The sequence below is a fragment of the Enterobacter cloacae complex sp. SHL018 genome, from assembly GCF_049237905.1.
Lineage (GTDB): Bacteria > Pseudomonadota > Gammaproteobacteria > Enterobacterales > Enterobacteriaceae > Enterobacter > Enterobacter hormaechei_C.
In genome coordinates this window covers 365094-383494 of sequence record NZ_JBMKJE010000002.1, presented here as the reverse complement: position 1 = coordinate 383494, position 18401 = coordinate 365094, and the positions used below count along the sequence as shown (strand labels likewise).

At 56.1% G+C, this 18401-nt stretch carries 21 protein-coding genes; 6 read left to right on the top strand and 15 right to left on the bottom strand.

What is annotated here, in order from left to right; genetic code table 11:
- Positions 1-48 precede the first annotated feature (48 nt).
- Positions 49-765 (top strand): DUF2884 domain-containing protein, encoded by a 717-nt coding sequence (locus ACOTY5_RS11665; protein WP_015571842.1) that lies wholly within the window; start codon positions 49-51, stop codon positions 763-765.
- A gap of 159 nt (positions 766-924) precedes the next feature.
- Here the strand turns inward: ACOTY5_RS11665 and ACOTY5_RS11660 are convergent, their stop codons facing one another.
- From ACOTY5_RS11660 to ACOTY5_RS11635, 6 genes are read right to left on the bottom strand one after another with little or no spacing between them, the layout of a single operon-like run.
- Positions 925-1287, bottom strand: a complete 363-nt coding sequence (locus tag ACOTY5_RS11660) for an endonuclease domain-containing protein (protein WP_023295414.1) — start codon at positions 1285-1287, stop codon at positions 925-927.
- Between the two features lie 56 nt (positions 1288-1343).
- Positions 1344-2492, bottom strand: a complete 1149-nt coding sequence (gene hemW / locus ACOTY5_RS11655) for a radical SAM family heme chaperone HemW (RefSeq protein ID WP_045141926.1) — start codon at positions 2490-2492, stop codon at positions 1344-1346.
- Entirely contained in the window at positions 2485-3078 is a 594-nt protein-coding gene (locus ACOTY5_RS11650; RefSeq protein ID WP_045141927.1) for an XTP/dITP diphosphatase, read from the bottom strand. The genes hemW and ACOTY5_RS11650 overlap by 8 nt, the downstream gene beginning before the upstream one ends.
- A 3-nt stretch (positions 3079-3081) precedes the next feature.
- On the bottom strand, positions 3082-3378 hold the full coding sequence (gene yggU, locus ACOTY5_RS11645) for a DUF167 family protein YggU (protein WP_023304404.1): 297 nt from the start codon (positions 3376-3378) through the stop codon (positions 3082-3084).
- On the bottom strand, positions 3375-3941 hold the full coding sequence (locus tag ACOTY5_RS11640) for a YggT family protein (protein ID WP_015571838.1): 567 nt from the start codon (positions 3939-3941) through the stop codon (positions 3375-3377). The genes yggU and ACOTY5_RS11640 overlap by 4 nt, the downstream gene beginning before the upstream one ends.
- 21 nt (positions 3942-3962) lie before the next feature.
- Positions 3963-4664: a YggS family pyridoxal phosphate-dependent enzyme gene (locus tag ACOTY5_RS11635; protein ID WP_045141928.1), complete on the bottom strand. Its 702-nt coding sequence runs from the start codon at positions 4662-4664 to the stop codon at positions 3963-3965.
- 17 nt (positions 4665-4681) lie between these two features.
- On the opposite strand from ACOTY5_RS11635, the gene ACOTY5_RS11630 reads away from it, so the two are divergent.
- Complete coding sequence (locus ACOTY5_RS11630; protein WP_017692691.1) at positions 4682-5662, top strand: type IV pilus twitching motility protein PilT; 981 nt, start codon at positions 4682-4684, stop codon at positions 5660-5662.
- A 9-nt stretch (positions 5663-5671) separates the two neighbouring features.
- Here ACOTY5_RS11630 and ruvX read toward each other — a convergent pair whose 3' ends face one another.
- From ruvX to metK, 8 genes are all read right to left on the bottom strand, one after another.
- Entirely contained in the window at positions 5672-6088 is a 417-nt protein-coding gene (gene ruvX / locus ACOTY5_RS11625) for a Holliday junction resolvase RuvX (RefSeq protein WP_006811925.1), read from the bottom strand.
- On the bottom strand, positions 6088-6648 hold the full coding sequence (locus tag ACOTY5_RS11620) for a YqgE/AlgH family protein (RefSeq protein ID WP_006811924.1): 561 nt from the start codon (positions 6646-6648) through the stop codon (positions 6088-6090). The genes ruvX and ACOTY5_RS11620 overlap by 1 nt, the downstream gene beginning before the upstream one ends.
- 74 nt (positions 6649-6722) lie before the next feature.
- Positions 6723-7670 carry a glutathione synthase gene (gene gshB, locus ACOTY5_RS11615; RefSeq protein ID WP_045141929.1) on the bottom strand — a complete coding sequence of 316 codons (948 nt, stop codon included), beginning with the start codon at positions 7668-7670 and terminating at the stop codon, positions 6723-6725.
- Positions 7671-7701: 31 nt separating this feature from the next.
- Positions 7702-8433, bottom strand: a complete 732-nt coding sequence (gene rsmE, locus ACOTY5_RS11610) for a 16S rRNA (uracil(1498)-N(3))-methyltransferase (protein ID WP_017382923.1) — start codon at positions 8431-8433, stop codon at positions 7702-7704.
- Positions 8434-8484: 51 nt separating this feature from the next.
- Positions 8485-9192: a deoxyribonuclease I gene (endA, locus tag ACOTY5_RS11605; protein WP_003860034.1), complete on the bottom strand. Its 708-nt coding sequence runs from the start codon at positions 9190-9192 to the stop codon at positions 8485-8487.
- Between the two features lie 94 nt (positions 9193-9286).
- Entirely contained in the window at positions 9287-9784 is a 498-nt protein-coding gene (locus ACOTY5_RS11600; protein WP_015571833.1) for a SprT family zinc-dependent metalloprotease, read from the bottom strand.
- Between the two features lie 58 nt (positions 9785-9842).
- Positions 9843-11240 (bottom strand): galactose/proton symporter, encoded by a 1398-nt coding sequence (gene galP / locus ACOTY5_RS11595; RefSeq protein ID WP_015571832.1) that lies wholly within the window; start codon positions 11238-11240, stop codon positions 9843-9845.
- 416 nt (positions 11241-11656) lie between these two features.
- The gene (gene metK / locus ACOTY5_RS11590; RefSeq protein ID WP_003860037.1) at positions 11657-12811 is read right to left on the bottom strand and encodes a methionine adenosyltransferase; all 1155 of its coding nucleotides are present in this window, start codon (positions 12809-12811) and stop codon (positions 11657-11659) included.
- Between the two features lie 425 nt (positions 12812-13236).
- On the opposite strand from metK, the gene ACOTY5_RS11585 reads away from it, so the two are divergent.
- The 4 genes from ACOTY5_RS11585 (at position 13237) to speB (ending at position 16795) form a co-directional block, all read left to right on the top strand.
- Complete coding sequence (locus ACOTY5_RS11585) at positions 13237-13377, top strand: hypothetical protein (RefSeq protein ID WP_418235904.1); 141 nt, start codon at positions 13237-13239, stop codon at positions 13375-13377.
- A 94-nt stretch (positions 13378-13471) separates the two neighbouring features.
- Positions 13472-13603 carry an acid stress response protein YqgB gene (yqgB, locus tag ACOTY5_RS11580; RefSeq protein ID WP_057979949.1) on the top strand — a complete coding sequence of 44 codons (132 nt, stop codon included), beginning with the start codon at positions 13472-13474 and terminating at the stop codon, positions 13601-13603.
- Between the two features lie 8 nt (positions 13604-13611).
- On the top strand, positions 13612-15588 hold the full coding sequence (gene speA, locus ACOTY5_RS11575; RefSeq protein WP_017382922.1) for a biosynthetic arginine decarboxylase: 1977 nt from the start codon (positions 13612-13614) through the stop codon (positions 15586-15588).
- A 286-nt stretch (positions 15589-15874) separates the two neighbouring features.
- Entirely contained in the window at positions 15875-16795 is a 921-nt protein-coding gene (speB, locus tag ACOTY5_RS11570; RefSeq protein ID WP_003860040.1) for an agmatinase, read from the top strand.
- Between the two features lie 3 nt (positions 16796-16798).
- Here speB and ACOTY5_RS11565 read toward each other — a convergent pair whose 3' ends face one another.
- Positions 16799-18010: an MFS transporter gene (locus ACOTY5_RS11565; protein WP_026094259.1), complete on the bottom strand. Its 1212-nt coding sequence runs from the start codon at positions 18008-18010 to the stop codon at positions 16799-16801.
- Positions 18011-18401 lie beyond the last annotated feature (391 nt).

Here is an 18401-nt window from a genome sequence, read left to right as displayed (position 1 = left end):
GAACGGGCCAGCCTTAGCTGGCCCATTTTGTCTGAGGGAGTGTTAAAGATGCGCAAAACGTTGCTGGCTGTTGCTTTACTGGCAATCGGAACCACCGCCCATGCGGAGTATAAATGTAGCGTCACCCCGCGTGATGACGTGGTGCTGAGTCCGCAAACCGTGCAGGTTAAGGGCGAGAATGGCAATCTGGTGATTACGCCGGATGGCAACGTGACCTTTAACGGCAAACCGCAAAACCTGACGGCCGCCCAGCGCGAGCAGGCGATGGACTACCAGGCCGAGTTGCGTACCGCGCTGCCCTGGATCAACGATGGCGCGCTGACCCGCGTTGAAAAGAGCCGCGTGGCGCTGGATAAAATCATCACCAAAGAGGTGGGGGAGAGCAGCAATATGCGCACCCGCCTGACGAAGCTGGATAAACAGCTGAAAGAGCAGATGAACCGTATTATCGAGACGCGCTCTGATGGCCTGACGTTCCACTATAAGGCGATCGATCAGGTGCGTGCCGACGGTCAGCAGCTGGTGAACCAGGCGATGGGCGGCATTCTCCAAGACAGCATCAACGAGATGGGCGCCAAAGCGGTGCTGAAGGGTGGCGGTAATCCGTTGCAGGGTGTACTGGGTAGCCTGGGCGGACTGCAAACCTCGATTCAGAACGAGTGGAAGAATCAGGAAGCCGATTTCCAGCAGTTCGGCAAAGACGTGTGTAAACGCGTGGTGTCGCTGGAAGACAGCCGGAAGGCGCTGGTGGGGACGCTGAAGTAATTCACTTAGCCCCTCACCCTAACCCTCTCCCCAAAGGGGCGAGGGAATAGTTTGCTCCCTCACTTTAACCCTTTCCCTAAAGGGGCGAGGGAATAGTTTGCGCCCTCACATTAACCCTTTTCCTAAAGGGGCGAGGGGATGGTTTGCCCCCTCTCCCTTTCAGGGAGAGGGCCGGGGTGAGGGTTGCAGCGCTTGCAGCGTTTCAAGGATCCTTTCTAACACCGCCTCTTCGTTATTCCAGAGTTCGTTGTTCCAGAATCGAATAACGTGCCAGCCCTTATGGTTTAACCACAATGTCCTTTGTCGATCGTATTCCAGCTTTTCATCATGTTGTCCGCCATCTAGCTCAACGGCCAGCCGAGCCGCGCAACAGGCGAAATCCAGAATGTAGTGACCTACCGGGTGCTGTCGGCGAAATTTATAATTTTCGAAACGGCGGCTGCGCAGTAAATACCAAAGCCGCCTTTCTTCCTGTGTCAGCTCGCGTCTGAGCTGTTTTGCATAAGAACGAGTAATTTCCATCCCCACACTCTGCCAGCCTTTCCCTCAGCCAGCAGAACGGGATGTAAAATTCTGAATCAGCCTTCAGGATTTTCAGCGAGGAACAGCTCAAGAAGGGAGTTTAAGAACAGCTTGCCGTGCTCGGTGATCTGCCAGGACTCATCACACTCGGTCAGATACCCCTGCGCCAGCGCCTCGTCGATCTGCGGGCGAATCACCGATTCCGGCAGCCCGGTGTACAGCGCAAACTCCGCGCGCGGTGCGGCTTCCAGCAGACGGAAGCGGTTCATAAAGAACTCAAACGGCTTATCCGCCGCCTCGACGTCGTGCTGACGCTCCAGGTAGCGGCCTTCCATATACCCGCGCGGATGACGCGTTTTAGCGGTACGCAGAATGCGTCCGTCCGGGAAGGTCACTTTGCCATGTGCGCCGCAGCCAATTCCCAGATAATCACCAAAACGCCAGTAGTTCAGATTGTGCTGACACTGATAGCCCGGCTTCGCATACGCCGACGTTTCGTATTGCTGATACCCCGCCGCGGTCAAAAGCTGGTGGCCCTGCTCGAAGATATCCCACAGCGCGTCATCGTCCGGCAGCACCGGAGGACGGGAACCAAACAGGGTGTTCGGCTCAATGGTCAGCTGATACCACGACAGATGCGGCGGATTCAGTTCAATCGCCTGACGCAAATCGTCCAGCGCTTCTTCGAGCGACTGATCCGGCAGGCCATGCATCAGGTCGAGGTTAAAGCTGCGCAGCCCAAGCCCCGTTGCCAGGTTTGCCGCGCGTTTTGCCTCTTCCGGGCCGTGGATACGCCCCAGACGCTTCAGCTTTGGCTCGCTAAAGCTCTGCACGCCGATAGAGATACGGTTCACGCCCGCACGCTGATACTCGACAAAACGGTCGGCCTCAACGGTACCGGGGTTGGCTTCCATCGTAATTTCAGCATCCACTGCCAGGTTCAGGCGTGCGCGCACGCCATCCAGCAGCGTCTGCATCGCCGGGCCTGAAAGCAGGCTCGGTGTACCGCCACCAATAAAAATGGTCTTCACTTCACGTCCCTGTGCGTACGATACATCAGCATCCAGATCGGCCAGCAGATGCGCGACGTAATCATCGTGCGGCACTTCGCCCTTCAGCGCGTGCGAGTTGAAATCGCAGTACGGGCATTTCTGCACGCACCATGGGATGTGAATATAAAGACTCAGAGGCGGCAAATTAGCCATTACGCAGTGCTTCCAGTAACAGTTTCAGGGCGCGTCCACGGTGGGAGATCGCGCTTTTCTCTTCGCGGGTGAGTTCCGCAGCGGTTTTTCCCTCGGTCGGGACAAAGAAAATCGGGTCGTAACCAAAGCCGCCGTTGCCCGCCGCTTCACGGGTGATCACGCCCGGCCAGCTGCCGTGACAGACAATCGGCGTGGGATCTTCCGCGTGACGCATGTAGACCAGCACGCAGTGGAACTGCGCGGTACGCTGTTCGTCAGGGACGTCTTTCAGGGCCACAAGCAGCTTTTCCAGATTCTGCTGGTCGGTGGCGTCCACCCCGGAATAGCGGGCGGAGTAAATCCCCGGCGCACCGCCCAGAAAATCCACGGCCAGACCGGAGTCATCGGCTATCGCGGGCAGTCCGGTGATCTGCGCCGCATGGCGCGCTTTCAGAATGGCGTTTTCGATAAACGTCAGGCCGGTCTCTTCGGCGGAGTCCACGCCCAGCCCGGTCTGGGCCACCACGTCCAGCCCAAAATCATTTAATAGCGAGGCCAGCTCGCGCACTTTACCGGCGTTACCGGTGGCGAGAACAACTTTCTGCATGGTTTAGTCCTGTTCTTTCAGAGCCGCGACTTCCGTCGGGATAGATTGCGGGTTAAGGATTTTTACCTGTTTATGCCGGCCAAGTTCACCTTTCTCAATGATGACCTGGCTTTTAGCGACGCGAAACTGTTTAGCCAGATATTTGGTCAGATGCGCATTCGCCTGGCCGTCAACCGGCGGGGCAGTGATGGCGACTTTTAGCTCGTCGCCATGCAGCCCAACAATACTGTCGCGGCTGGCTTTCGGCTGAATGTACAGCCGCAAAACCAGCCCGTCGGCGCAGGGGCTAACTGCACTCATAACGCCATCCACAGCCCCGGCAGCAGCATATTACCCGTCGCCTGTAACAGTTCCGCGATACCCATATTCAGCACGTACAGCAGCAGAACGAGAAGCATCGGGGAGAAGTCGATTCCGCCCATTGCAGGCAGCAGGCTACGAATCGGGCGCAGCAACGGTTCAGTCAGCTGAATCAACGCGTACTCCACCGGGCTACGGCCCCGGCTTACCCAGCTCATGATCGCCATCACCAGCAGGACCCAGAAGATCAGCGAGCCGACGGTTTTAACCAGGATCAGAACGGCTGAAATCCAGATAATCGGCTGGAAAGTGATGACCATAAACAGCACGATCGCTTTGATAACGCTCAGAATAAACGCCATCAGCAGAGATGAACTGTCAATTGGCCCCATTGCCGGAATGACGCGGCGAAGCGGCCCCACAACGGGCTGCGTGATTTTCACGATAAATTGTGAGAATGGATTGTAAAAATCACAACGGGCCCACTGCATCCAGACGCGCAACAGCAGCGCCATCGTATACAGTTCAATGACCGTTGAAAGCAGGAAAGTCAACGTCTTCATGGCGTTCCTCAGGTTTCCTTATTATTGGGTGTAATCGCGCGCACCGAAAATTGCCGTGCCGATGCGCACCATGGTGCTGCCTGCCGCGATGGCGGCTTCCATATCGTCCGACATGCCCAGAGAAAGCGTGTCTACCGTGTCATAGCGCGCTTTAAGCGCCTCAAATGCTACAGCCATTTGCTGTGCCACGGCAAACTGCCTTTCATAACTTGACTCTGGCGCCGGGATAGCCATCAGCCCGCGCAGGGTTAAACGCGGCAGCGCCGCCACGTCCGCCGCCAGCGCATCCAGTTCGCCCAGCGTAATGCCGGACTTGCTGTTTTCATCACTGATGTTGATTTGAATCAGCACGTTAAGCGCTGGCATCTCCATAGGGCGCTGGTCGCTCAGACGGGTAGCGATGCGCAGACGATCGATGGTGTGGCACCAGTCAAAGTGCTCTGCTACCAGACGGCTTTTGTTCGACTGTAGCGGACCGATAAAGTGCCATTGCAGGTCTGTATTTCCCCGTTCCCGGAAAGCACGAATTTTATCCACGCCTTCCTGCACATAGTTTTCACCAAAGGCACGATGACCGGCGGCTATCGCTTCTGCGATGGCGCTCGCAGGCTTAGTTTTGCTGACTGCAAGCAACGTAATTTCTTCTGGAGCACGGCCGCAACGCGTTGCCGCGGCTGAGATTTTGTCCCGGACCTGTGCCAGGTTATGCGCAATGTCGTTCATTTTCCGAGGAGTAGTCTATGGATGTGGAAGAAATTGTGGCCCTTAGTGTAAAGCATAACGTCTCCGATCTACACCTGTGCAGTGATTCGCCACCGCGCTGGCGCAGGTCAGGCCGTCTTGAACCTGCGCCGTTTCCGCCCCCGGATGTGGAGGCGTTATTAAAAGCGTGGCTCAACGACGAACAGCAGGGCGCATGGTGGGCAAACGGGCAGGTGGATTTTGCCGTTACCCTCGCAGGCCGTCAGCGGCTGCGCGGCAGTGCGTTTAAGCATATGCTCGGCGTTTCGATTGCGCTGCGGCTGTTGCCGCTGACGTGCCCGCAGCTCTCTGCGCTAGGTGTGCCGCGAGCGATCCCGGAACTACTGTCCAATGACAATGGCCTGATTCTGGTCACCGGCGCCACCGGCAGTGGGAAATCGACCACCCTGGCCGCTATGGTCGATTTCCTCAATCACCAGACGGACGGGCATATTCTGACCCTGGAAGATCCGGTGGAGTTTATGTACCAGAGCGAACGTTGCCTGATCCAGCAGCGGGAGATAGGCCAGCACAGCCCGTCCTTTGCCGAGGCGCTGCGCAGCGCGCTGCGTGAAGATCCGGATGTGATTCTGCTTGGTGAGCTGCGCGACAGCGAGACGATACGCCTGGCGCTGACGGCGGCGGAAACCGGCCATCTGGTGTTAGCCACGCTGCACACGCGCGGCGCGGCGCAGGCGATCGAGCGCCTGGTCGACACCTTTCCGGCGCAGGAGAAAGATCCGGTGCGTAATCAGCTGGCGGGAAGCCTGCGTGCGGTCCTGGCGCAGAAGCTACGTCAGGATGTCCAGGGCGGGCGCGTGGCGCTGTATGAGCTACTGGTGAATACCTCGGCGGCGGCAAACCTGATCCGCGAAGGCAAAACCTGGCAACTGCCGGGCATTATTCAAACGGGGCAGCAGGCGGGAATGCAGAACTTTGAGCAGAGTCTGGCGGAGCGACGGGCGCAGGGGCGGCTGTAGCCCCGGCGCTCAGTAACCCTGTTCGAAATAGCTTTCGAGGATAATGACGGCTGAAGCTGAATCCACGCTGCCTTTGTTCAGCGCCCGGAAGCCACCGTGCTCGAACAGGCCAGCGCGTGCCTCGACGGTGCTCAAACGTTCATCGTGCAGCTTAACGGAGACGCCAAAGCGGCCATGGATTTTGTTCGCGAATTTGCGCGCGCGGGCGGTAAGCGGTTGCTCGGTGCCGTCCATGTTTAGCGGCAGGCCGACAATCACGTCGTCCGGCTGCCACTCTTTGAGCAAGCGCTCAATAAGGTTCCAGTCCGGCGTGCCGTCGTTAGCTTTCAGCGCCGTGAGCGGGCGAGCGGTGCCGGTGATCCGTTGACCCACAGCGACGCCGATGCTTTTGGTGCCGAAGTCGAAGGCGAGAAGGGTGCCGCTCATTACGCGTGCCCCGCAACGCCAGGCATGGTCAGAATATCAATGCCAATCAGTTTTGCCGCGTCACGCCAGCGATCGGCGATAGGGGTTTTAAACAGGATATTCATATCCGCAGGGGCTGTCAGCCAGGCGTTGTCCAGAATTTCTTGTTCCAGCTGCCCTTTTTCCCAGGAGGCGTAGCCGAGCGCAACCAGCACCTCAGAAGGCTGACTGGCAGTGCCTAGCGTTTCAAGCACATCGCGAGAGGTGGTGACGACGGTGTTATCGGAGATACGAATGCTGGACGAGAAAACCGGCGGGGTATGCAGGATAAAGCCACGATCTTCTGCAAGCGGGCCGCCGAGCATCACCGGTTTATCGAGACGGATTTCCGGCAGCCGCGCTTCAGCAGGGATTTTCAGCTTGTCCAGAATGCCTTCCACCTGGAGGTTTTCCAGCGGCTTATTGATGATAATCCCCATCGCGCCGTCTTCGTTGTATTCGCAAATATAGACCACGGAGCGGCGGAAAATCGGATCCTGGAGAGCAGGCATGGCAATAAGAAAGTGATGCTGTAAATTCATTGTCAGAGGTACTGTTTCCTGGTTTAAAAAGCGACAGCGCCCAGTATGGGGATAAACACAGGCGCTGTCACAGGTTATTTCTGTAAACGTTTTTCGATAGCGTCCATCAGCATTCCGGTGATCGAGATCGGGAATTCCGCTTCGATTTCACGAATGCAGGTCGGGCTGGTGACGTTCACTTCGGTCAGGCGATCGCCGATGATATCGAGGCCGACGAAGATCAGGCCTTTGGCTTTCAGCGTAGGGCCGACGCGGCGGGCAATTTCCCAGTCGCTTTCGCTTAACAGACGCGGTTCGCCACGGCCGCCAGCCGCCAGGTTGCCACGGGTTTCCCCTCCCTGCGGGATACGCGCCAGGCAGTAAGGCACCGGCTCGCCGTCTACGACCAGCACACGCTTGTCGCCGTCTTTAATGGCCGGCAGATAGTTCTGCGCCATGCAGTAGCGGGTTCCCAGCTCGGTCAGCGTTTCGGCAATCACGCCAATGTTCGGATCGCCCTCTTTCACGCGGAAGATCGACGCGCCACCCATGCCGTCCAGCGGCTTCATGATGATGTCGCCGTGCTTCTGCCAGAATTCTTTCAGCTGCGTTTTGCTGCGGGTGACGAGCGTTTCCGGCGTCAGGTCAGAGAACCATGCGGTATAGAGCTTCTCGTTGCAGTCGCGCAGGCTCTGCGGCTTGTTGACGATCAGCGTTCCTTTCTCTTCGGCACGCTCAAGGATATAGGTGGCGTAAATGTATTCGGTGTCGAACGGCGGATCTTTACGCATCAGGATCACGTTAAGGTCGGCCAGGGCAATATCCTGCTCGGTACCGAATTCGTACCATTTTTCGTAGTTCTGCTCGACGTTAACGATGCGGGTGCGTGCGCGGGCTTCACCGTTGATCAGGTAAAGATCGTTCATCTCCATATAGTGGAGTTCATAGCCGCGACGCTGCGCTTCCAGCAGCATAGCGAAGCTGGAGTCTTTCTTGATGTTAATGTTTGCGATGGGGTCCATCACGATGCCGAGCTTAATCATCTTCTTCTCCGGTTATGGGTCAGGCTTTGCTTCAACCCAGATCGCCAAATCGCACCTGTAGCGCGGTAATGGCGGTGAGTGCCGTTGTCTCAGTGCGCAGAACGCGAGGTCCCAACAGAATATCAGTAAACTGGTAACGCGCCGTCATGGCAATTTCGTCAGCCGACAGGCCGCCTTCCGGGCCAATCAGCAGGCGTACACGCTCAACGGGCAGCGGCAGCGTATTGATGCTGGCGCTGGCGCGCGGATGAAGATTGAGCTTAAGCCCGCTTTCCTCTTCTGCACACCAGTCCTCCAGATCCATCGCCGGGCGGATCTCCGGGATACGGTTGCGGCCGCTCTGTTCGCAGGCCGCAATGGCAATTTTTTGCCACTGCTGGATCTTTTTGTTCAGACGTTCCGCATCCAGTTTAACGCCGCAGCGCTCAGAAAAAAGTGGCGTAATGAGGCTTACACCCAGTTCAATGGATTTCTGAATGGTGAACTCCATCTTTTCCCCACGCGACATCACCTGGCCCAGGTGAATGTGCAGCGGGGATTCCCGGTCGTCCACGTCGCCACGCAGCACCTTCACGTGCACGCTTTTTTTATCGGCGCGCGTAATTTCAGCGTCGAAAACCTGATTAGAGCCGTCAAAGAGCTGAATCGCCTGGCCTGCCCCCATGCGCAGCACGCGACCTACATGGTTTGCGGCATCATCAGACAGGGCGATTTCGCCGCCTGGGGTAATCAGTTCAGGGTGATAGATGCGAGGGATGCGCATAGTCAGAAATTCCATGTGTCATGCGATATAAGCGAATTGCCGTAGTGTAGGTTAGCTCTTTTGCGCCTGGCAAGCCCGCTGGACGTAAGGGTTGTGATTCCCCTGGACTTTGGCGATACGTTCATCGCGCTGGCATTCCCAGTCCGTCACCGGGTAGAGCTTGTCCCAGGCATTGAAGAGCTGCGTCTGCTGGCGGGAAAGATTGAGATCGTAGCGGTCGCGCATATAAAAATAAGTGCGGGCGATGCTGCCGCGCGCGCGGGCAGGTGGTTCGGCGACTTTCTCTTTGAAATCGACCTTCATGGCGCACTGACCGTACTGGCCTTCGCCACCGTTCCACTGGCTGTACATGAAGTTTCCGCGGTCGCCATTGACCTCACCCACGGCGGGTTGCAGGTTGTGCATATCGCTTTCCATCTGGCGGTAGACCGGATCTTTTGCGCAATTTTTACGTCCACCGTCCTGCCAGCACTGGCGCTGGTGGCCAAACTGCCAGGCCGGAACAACGTGTTCCCATTCGATTCGGCTGGCGCGATTCTCGTTCTTGCGCACCTTATAGCCGCAGGATCCAAGATCCACGACCCCTTTCTTACCCTGCCAGTTAATTTTACAGCCGCAGTAGAAATCACCCGGTACGTCGGCGTTAATCTTTACGCCCGCGGTTTTTGCCTGAGAGAAACTGTGAATACCGTCGGCCAGAGCATGGCCGGAGAGCGCTGTCGCCAGAAAAGCGACCGCGAGAGAAACATTACGGGACATCTTACACTCCGTGTCAAAACGAGCCCGCAACGTAACGAATGTTGTTCCCGTATGCAATCAGTCAGATCAGGAAAGTTCCTGAAAGTTCGAGTGATTATTCCGCAACCAGCGGTTCGCCGCATTTAACGCAGCGATAGGTCGCCTCGCCGCGCACCACGCGGTTATGGCGGCGGACGGTAAGCTGGTGCTGCTGACACTGGCAGCGGTAAGGGAAGGTATTGCGGCGTACCGATTCCAGCTCGAACTGATGGGTGCGGCGAGCCGGAACCCCGAGCACCGCCTCCATCATCCATTTCCACTCTTTGCCGTGCGGCGCGACGCGGCCAAAGTGTTTCCACACCAGCAGGTGCGCCAGTTCGTGCGGGACGACTTCGTCGATAAACGCCTGCTGGTTTTCCATCATCAGCACCGGATTCAGGCGGATCTCATACGATTCCAGCCAGGCGGTGCCTGCCGCGGTGCCACGCTGCTGATAGACCAGCTTCGGTTCAGGATAATTGCGGCCGAGCTTCAGGTTGGCCTGGGCGAGTTTTTCCCGCAGGCTGCGCATGACGGCTTGCTGAATGGCGATGGGGAGACGGGGAGCTTTCATAGGGGCAGAGCATAAAGCGGGAAGCGGGGAGGCGCAAGAGGCGCCTCCCGCAGGAGGATCAGTCGTGTGCGCCGATTTCGCGCAGAGGACGACCTTTCATCAGGTTACGTTCAATGTGTTCCAGTGAAACATGTTTGGTTTCAGGAACCAGCCAGATAGTGAGAACGATAAAGAACAGGTTCAGACCGGCGTAGACCCAGAAGGTATTGGCGTTACCCAGGGTATTGAGCATGGTCAGGAACGTTGCGCCGACGATCATGTTGGCAATCCAGTTGGTCGCGGTAGAACAGGTGATACCAAAATCACGCCCTTTCAGCGGCTGGATCTCAGAGCACAGCACCCAAATCAGCGGACCGGCGCTCATCGCAAACCCAATGATAAACATCAGCAGCATCGCCACGGCGAAGTACTGTGCCGTTGGGGAATGAATGCCCATGTGCATCATGGTACCCAGCACGCCCATCCCGACGGCCATCACCAGGAAGCCCAGCGTCAGGGTTGGCTTACGTCCCCAGCGGTCCACCAGACCGATAGCGATAAAGGTCGCCAGCACGTTGGTCAGGCCGACGATCACGGTGCCCCACATCTGCTCGGTGGTGTTGGTGTAGCCCGCCAGTTCGAAGATTTTCGGCGCGTAATACATGATGACGTTCATCCCGGTGAACTGTTGCATGATCTGTAACAGCACACCGAGGAACACCGCGCGGCGGAAGTTGCTGTTCTCTTTGAACAGCGCCCAGCCGGACTGTTTGACCTTCAGGCTTTCGCGGATCTCTTCCAGCTCGTTTTTGGCTTCGGCGCTGGTATCACGCAGGCGTAAGAGCACGCGTTCGGCATCATGGAAGCGGCGTTTGGCGGCGAACCAGCGCGGACTGTCCGGCAGGAAGAAGACGCCAATCAGCAGCAGGATGGCTGGAATGATGATTACGCCCAGCATCCAGCGCCATGCGCCGCTGTAGCTGAATGCGGTATCCGAGAGATAAGCCCCCAGAATACCGATGGTGATCATCAGCTGATACATGGAAATCATGCTGCCGCGGATTTTTTCCGGAGCGATTTCAGACAGGTACAGCGGGGCAGTATAAGACGCCACGCCCACTGCCAGACCGAGCAGCACGCGGGAGATGATCAGCACTTCAACGTTAGGTGCAGCGGCAGAGAACAGTGAGCCGGCAACGAACAGGATCGCGCCGATCATCAGGCTCTTTTTACGCCCGAGCTTAAAGGAGAGCCAGCCGCTGCCGACCGCGCCGACGGCGGCACCGAACATCATGGAGCTAACCACCCATTCCTGAGTGTGCGCGCTAATCTGGAACTCATCGGTGATGAAAGGTAATGCACCGGCAATTACGCCAATATCCAGGCCAAAGAGTAATCCTGCCAGAGCGGCGAGGAAGCAGACGAAGAACGTCATTGCCTTATTGGACGTACGCCCCTGTTTATTATTGTCAGGCATTATGCCCTCCAGTTGGGTTATCAGTTTTTACGATATTAAGAGTAGGTGAGCGGCTCATAAAAATATGTGAGTCAAATCACAACGGTGTAATCGGTTACACTGGCTTGTAACCGTAAAAATAATTAAATCTTTGAAAATATAGAGGTAAATTAATTGATGTGCATCGCGTTTGCACAAATTTCAGACTTAACTGAAAGGGAATGTAACAGCAGAAGAAATGCGATCATGCAAAGAGAATATTCTGAAAGCGGGGTATAGAGAGTGAGGTGTAAACGGTTCCAAACATTGCCGGGTGGCGGCTGCGCCTTACCCGGCCTACAAAAACTCACTACCCGTAGGTCGGGTAAGGCATAGCCGCCACCCGACATAAAAAAGGCCAGCACAAAGGCTGGCCTGTTTAAGCTACTGGCAGTCGATTATTTCAGACCGGCAGCATCACGCAGCAGGGCGGCTTTGTCGGTTTTTTCCCATGGGAAATGTTCGCGGCCAAAGTGACCGTACGCTGCGGTTTCCTGGTAGATTGGGTGCAGCAGATCCAGCATCTGAATCAGACCGTATGGACGCAGGTCGAAGAACTCACGCACCAGCAGGGTCAGCTGTTCAGAAGGCACTTTTTCAGTACCGAAGGTTTCCACCATGATGGAGGTTGGCTCAGCCACGCCGATAGCGTAGGAAACCTGGATCTCACAGCGGTCAGCCAGACCGGCAGCAACGATGTTTTTCGCCACATAACGTGCAGCGTACGCCGCAGAACGGTCAACTTTAGACGGATCTTTACCGGAGAATGCGCCGCCGCCGTGACGTGCCATGCCGCCGTAGGTATCTACGATGATTTTACGACCGGTCAGACCGCAGTCACCCATTGGGCCGCCGATAACAAAGCGTCCGGTTGGGTTGATGAAGAATTTGGTCGCAGAGCTCAGCCATTCAGTTGGCAGAACCGGCTTGATGATCTCTTCCATCACCGCTTCTTGCAGGGATTTCTGGTCAATCTCTTCCGCATGCTGCGTGGAAAGAACCACTGCATCGATACCGACGATTTTCCCGTCGTCATACTGGAAGGTCACCTGGCTTTTCGCATCCGGACGCAGCCACGGCAGGGTGCCGTTTTTACGCACTTCAGCCTGACGCTGCACCAGACGATGGGCGTAGGTTACCGGCGCTGGCATCAGCACGTCGGTTTCGTTGGTTGCGTAGCCGAACATCAGGCCCTGGTCACCCGCGCCCTGTTCCAGCGGATCGGCACGGTCAACGCCCTGGTTGATATCCGGAGACTGTTTGCCAATCGCGCTCAGTACGGCGCAGGAGTTGGCATCAAAGCCCATATCAGAATGTACATAGCCAATCTCACGCACCGTGTTACGGGTGATCTCTTCGATATCAACCCATGCGCTGGTGGTGATCTCACCGCCAACCAGAACCATGCCGGTTTTGACATAGGTTTCACACGCTACGCGCGCCTTTGGATCCTGCGCGAGGATCGCATCCAGCACCGCATCGGAGATTTGGTCAGCAATTTTATCAGGATGTCCTTCTGATACGGACTCGGACGTAAACAGGTGTTTTGCCATGTTTTATTTCACCTAAGAGGAATTTGGTTAGCTCAAGCTGCTGTGTGGAATAGCCATAGGAGATAATTCTACCAAGGCCTACAGGATTTTGACACTGGCAGTCTGAGTGTTAATCGGTATGGATGGATTAACATCTGGACGTCTATTTTAGGTCACTTCTTCACCTGATTTCCAGTTTTTTTTGACTCACCTCTCACTGTGTTGAAAACGCTGCTGGAAATTTTTCCTGACGACGCTGGCAACATGCGCATTTTTGTTTTGCTTTTTAGCGACCTTCTCGGTATAAAACGCGGCGCGCGGCTCATATAAAATAAGCGCTCGATGAACACATCGTGTCGCCACTTCCAGCCGGGTTAAGCAGTGAACTTTTAGCTTTGGCTTGTGGTCCGTTTCAGCAGAGGCGGCCGTGGAGGTGATACCAGATAATGAACCATCGTTTTCCGCTCATTCAGCGCAGCCGTTCTGGCGCGCATTTGATTCCCACCCGCACTTCTGGTCTAAACACCTGCCGATGTTATACCCATCTCGGTGCTTCTCAGGATTCCAGAGCCGGTCACGCTTTGTGAAAACTGAACAAGGGCGCTCTTGTTAATACAGGAGTTTTCTCGTGGTTTCGCCGAACCTTGTCATACAGAGTTCGGATACGTGTTTTACAATGATATGAATAAGAAACCGGTCGCACGGTCTGGATTTCAGCATACTCTGCTGGGAAATGGAGCCGTTAATGGGTTGTTATCGCCGTATAACGCTGCGATAGTAGTCAACTGTTTTACACTTAATACAAAGAGTTGAGGTTCGCTATGTCTGACGACATGTCTTCGCTTTCGCCTTCGTCAGCAGGCGAACAGGGTGTACTACGTTCTATGCAGGAGGTTGCGATGAGCTCCCAGGAAGCCAGCAAGATGCTGCGCACTTACAATATTGCCTGGTGGGGCAATAACTACTACGACGTTAACGAGCTGGGCCACATCAGTGTCTGCCCGGATCCGGACGTCCCGGAAGCGCGCGTGGATCTCGCTAAACTGGTGAAAACCCGTGAAGCGCAGGGTCAGCGCTTGCCTGCACTGTTCTGCTTCCCGCAGATCCTGCAACATCGCCTGCGTTCTATTAATGCCGCGTTCAAACGCGCGCGGGAATCGTATGGTTATAACGGCGACTATTTCCTCGTTTACCCGATCAAGGTCAATCAGCACCGTCGCGTGATTGAGTCCCTGATCCACTCCGGCGAGCCGCTGGGCCTGGAAGCAGGCTCTAAAGCGGAGCTGATGGCGGTTCTGGCGCACGCGGGCATGACCCGGTCGGTGATCGTCTGTAACGGCTATAAAGACCGCGAATACATTCGTCTGGCGCTGATTGGCGAGAAGATGGGCCACAAGGTCTATCTGGTGATCGAGAAGATGACCGAAATCGCGATCGTGCTGGAAGAGGCCGAGCGTCTGAACGTGATCCCACGCCTTGGCGTGCGTGCGCGACTGGCGTCGCAGGGTTCCGGTAAATGGCAGTCTTCCGGCGGTGAAAAATCCAAGTTTGGCCTCGCGGCGAACCAGGTGCTTCAGCTGGTGGAAATTCTGCGCGAGCGCGGTCGTCTGGACAGCATTCAGTTGCTGCACTTCCACCTCGGCTCGCAGATGGCCAATATTCGCGACATCGCCACTGGTGTGCGTGAATCCGCGCGTTTCTACGTTGAGCTGCATAAGCTCGGCGTGAATATTCAGTGCTTTGACGTGGGCGGCGGCCTGGGCGTGGACTACGAAGGGACCCGCTCGCAGTCTGACTGCTCGGTAAACTATGGCCTGAACGAATATGCCAACAACATCATCTGGGCGATTGGCGATGCCTGCGAAGAGCACGGCCTGCCGCACCCGACGGTAATCACCGAATCCGGCCGCGCGGTCACTGCACACCATACGGTGCTGGTCTCTAACATCATCGGCGTTGAGCGTAGCGAAATCACCGAAGCCACGCCTCCGGCAGACGATGCTCCACGTTCCCTGCAAAGCATGTGGGAAACCTGGCAGGAGATGCACGAGCCGGGCACGCGTCGTTCCCTGCGCGAATGGCTGCACGACAGCCAGATGGACCTGCACGATATTCACGTCGGCTACTCGTCAGGCACCTTCAGCCTGCAAGAGCGCGCGTGGGCGGAGCAGCTCTATCTGAATATGTGCCACGAAGTGCAGAAACAGCTCGATCCGAGCAACCGCGCGCACCGTCCAATTATCGACGAGTTGCAGGAGCGTATGGCGGACAAAATGTACGTCAACTTCTCCCTGTTCCAGTCGATGCCGGATGCCTGGGGTATCGACCAGCTGTTCCCGGTTCTGCCGCTGGAAGGGCTGAACCACGCCCCGGAACGCCGCGCCGTGCTGCTGGACATCACCTGTGACTCCGACGGCGCAATCGACCACTACGTCGACGGCGACGGTATCGCAACGACGATGCCAATGCCGGAGTACGATCCGGAGAACCCGCCAATGCTGGGCTTCTTTATGGTGGGGGCGTATCAGGAGATCCTCGGTAACATGCACAACCTGTTCGGTGATACCGAAGCGGTTGACGTGTTTGTCTTCCCTGACGGCAGCGTGGAGGTTGAGCTGTCCGACGAAGGGGACACCGTGGCGGACATGCTCGAATACGTTCAGCTGGATCCGAAAAAACTGCTCACCCAGTTCCGCGATCAGGTGAAAAACACCGGTCTGGACGATGCCTTGCAGCAGCAGTTCCTGGAAGAGTTTGAAGCGGGTCTGTACGGGTATACGTATCTGGAAGACGAGTAAGAAAACCTCCCTCTCCCTGTGGGAGAGGGGCGGGGTGAGGGCATCAGGCCGCTGTGCCGCCGATGCCCGGTGGCGCTGCGCTTACCGGGCCTACGAATGTAGGCCGGAGAAGGCGAAGCCGCCATCCGGCAGAATGCTATACTCACTTGAACCCATATGGATTAACGGCGATAATTCGCCCCAATATGCGATTTACGAATCAATCCCTTCCTCGTCGGGTTTAACGACGCGGAGGGGATTTTTTTTCATCTGTTTTTAATGTATCGACTTTATAAGAGGTCAGGACATGAGCACTTTAGGTCATCAGTACGATAACTCTCTGGTATCTAACGCGTTTGGTTTTTTACGCCTTCCGATGAACTTCCAGCCGTACGACAGCGATGCGGACTGGGTGATCACCGGCGTACCGTTCGACATGGCAACGTCCGGTCGCGCGGGTGGACGTCATGGCCCGGCGGCGATCCGTCAGGTTTCCACCAACCTGGCCTGGGAGCACAACCGCTTCCCGTGGAACTTCGACATGCGCGAGCGCCTGAACGTGGTGGACTGCGGCGATCTGGTGTACGCCTTCGGTGACGCGCGTGAAATGAGCGAAAAATTGCAGGCGCACGCCGAGAAGCTGCTGGCGGCCGGTAAACGCATGCTCTCCTTCGGCGGTGACCACTTCGTGACCCTGCCGCTGCTGCGCGCCCACGCGAAGCACTTCGGCAAAATGGCGCTGGTGCACTTCGATGCGCACACCGACACCTACGCGAACGGCTGTGAATTCGACCACGGCACCATGTTCTATACCGCGCCGAAAGAAGGCCTGATCGATCCAAACCACTCCGTGCAGATCGGCATCCGCACCGAGTTCGACAAAGACAACGGCTTCACCGTACTCGACGCGGGCCAGGTGAACGATCGCGGCGTGGACGATATTCTGTCTCAGGTTAAGCAGATCGTCGGCGATATGCCTGTCTACCTGACCTTCGACATCGACTGCCTTGATCCGGCATTCGCACCGGGTACCGGTACGCCGGTGATCGGCGGCCTGACATCAGACCGCGCCATCAAGCTGGTGCGCGGCCTGAAGGATCTGAACATCGTCGGGATGGACGTGGTGGAAGTAGCTCCGGCCTATGACCAGTCCGAGATCACCGCGCTGGCCGCGGCGACCCTGGCGCTGGAAATGCTCTACATCCAGGCGGCGAAAAAAGGCGAATAAGCCTTACGCGCTGATTGCTGCTGCGCGCCGCATGCGCAGCAGCAACATTCCCCCGGCAAGCAGGGTGACAACCTGCGAGACGACCAGCACCGAAAAGCCTGAACTGACCGACCCCACCGATCTCATCACCATCCCCATCAGCAGCGGAATAAACGCCGCGCAGATATTGCCGATCCCATTGATTATGCCGTAAGCGCTGCCCACCGCTTCCCGCGCGGCGTGATGCTGGATCACCGCCGGAATAGCCGCTCCCTGTAGCCCCCAGAAGACGTTAGCCGAAAGCATAAAGAGCGCCAGCCATGCGGGTTGATGGCTGAGCATCAGTGCGATCACGGAGAGTGCCGTCAACGTACCGCCCACCACAAACAGTACCGGCGCCTGTTCCGGCCGCATTTTGTCGAGCAGCACGCCGCCCAGAAACTTTGACCCCAGGCTCAGCAGGAAGGGGACCGCCGCAAGCATGCCCGTCGCGTGCAGCGAGAAGTGGTGCTCGTCACGCAGCCATGCGGGCAGCCACGCGCTGCTGCCCCACAGATAGCTCAGCGTGGCGATTTCAACCAGCAGGATCCAGCCCAGCAGCGGCGTCTGCCAGGCCAGCGTGAAGGTGTGAACAAACCCCGGTTTTTTCATCTTCACCGGGCTGTGTGGCGCGGGCAGAAAACGCCAGATGAGCCCGCCGCCCAACACCAGATTCATCACCGCCAGGGCGTAAAACGACCCGGCCCAGCCCAGATGCGACATCAGCCAGGTCACCAGCGGAAAGCCCACGGCCAGCCCGAGCGAGACGCCCAGCGCGGTCACGGCGTTGGGTTTGCCGATCTCTTGCGCGCTAAAGTTATCGCTGATAAAGCGCGTTTTCAGTGAAAAAAGCGGTCCCTCCGCGATCCCCAGAATCACGCGGGCGATGAGCATTCCCGTCAGCGAGCCGAGCAAAGGTGAAGCCGCGCAGACCGCGGCCCAAATCGCAATGCTGCTTAATAATCCTTGCCGATAATGAAGTTTGCTTTCAATAACTGGCGTTAATAATAAAGCGGAAAACCCATAACCCAGAAGAAAGCAGGTCATGAGCAGGCCCTGTAACATTCTGTTTTCATTTAACTGAAAATGTTCGGCAAATTCCGGGTTTAAAATCATTACCGAGATATTTACCCGATCGACGTAGGAAATAATAATGAGTAATAAAAGCGCAATCGTGCCTTGCCATCTTGCCGTCATCATGTCCGCCTTACGTTTTTTGTAACTTATATTTTTCATCAATGTGATTGTCACGGAGCTAAAATGATTCACCTGTGAAACTCTTTGTTTATTAAAGATAAATTAAAAATTCGTTTCACAGGTGAAACGCGAAAGAGGTGACGTTCATTTATTTTTAGAGAGTAAAAAGAAAAGAAGTCAATATCTTTTATTGAAAATAAGAGACCATTAAAAAAACCTATTTCTCACGCTGCAATAATGAAAATTTCATATCGCTGCATTTTTTCGTGATCCCTTGCACACTTAGTTAATTAATTGCCGATCGATTAACAAATTCGTCACATTGTCGCTTGACGAAACATTCATCGCTTTTATATTGACCGTATTAAATAAGAAACAGAGTTTCATATAT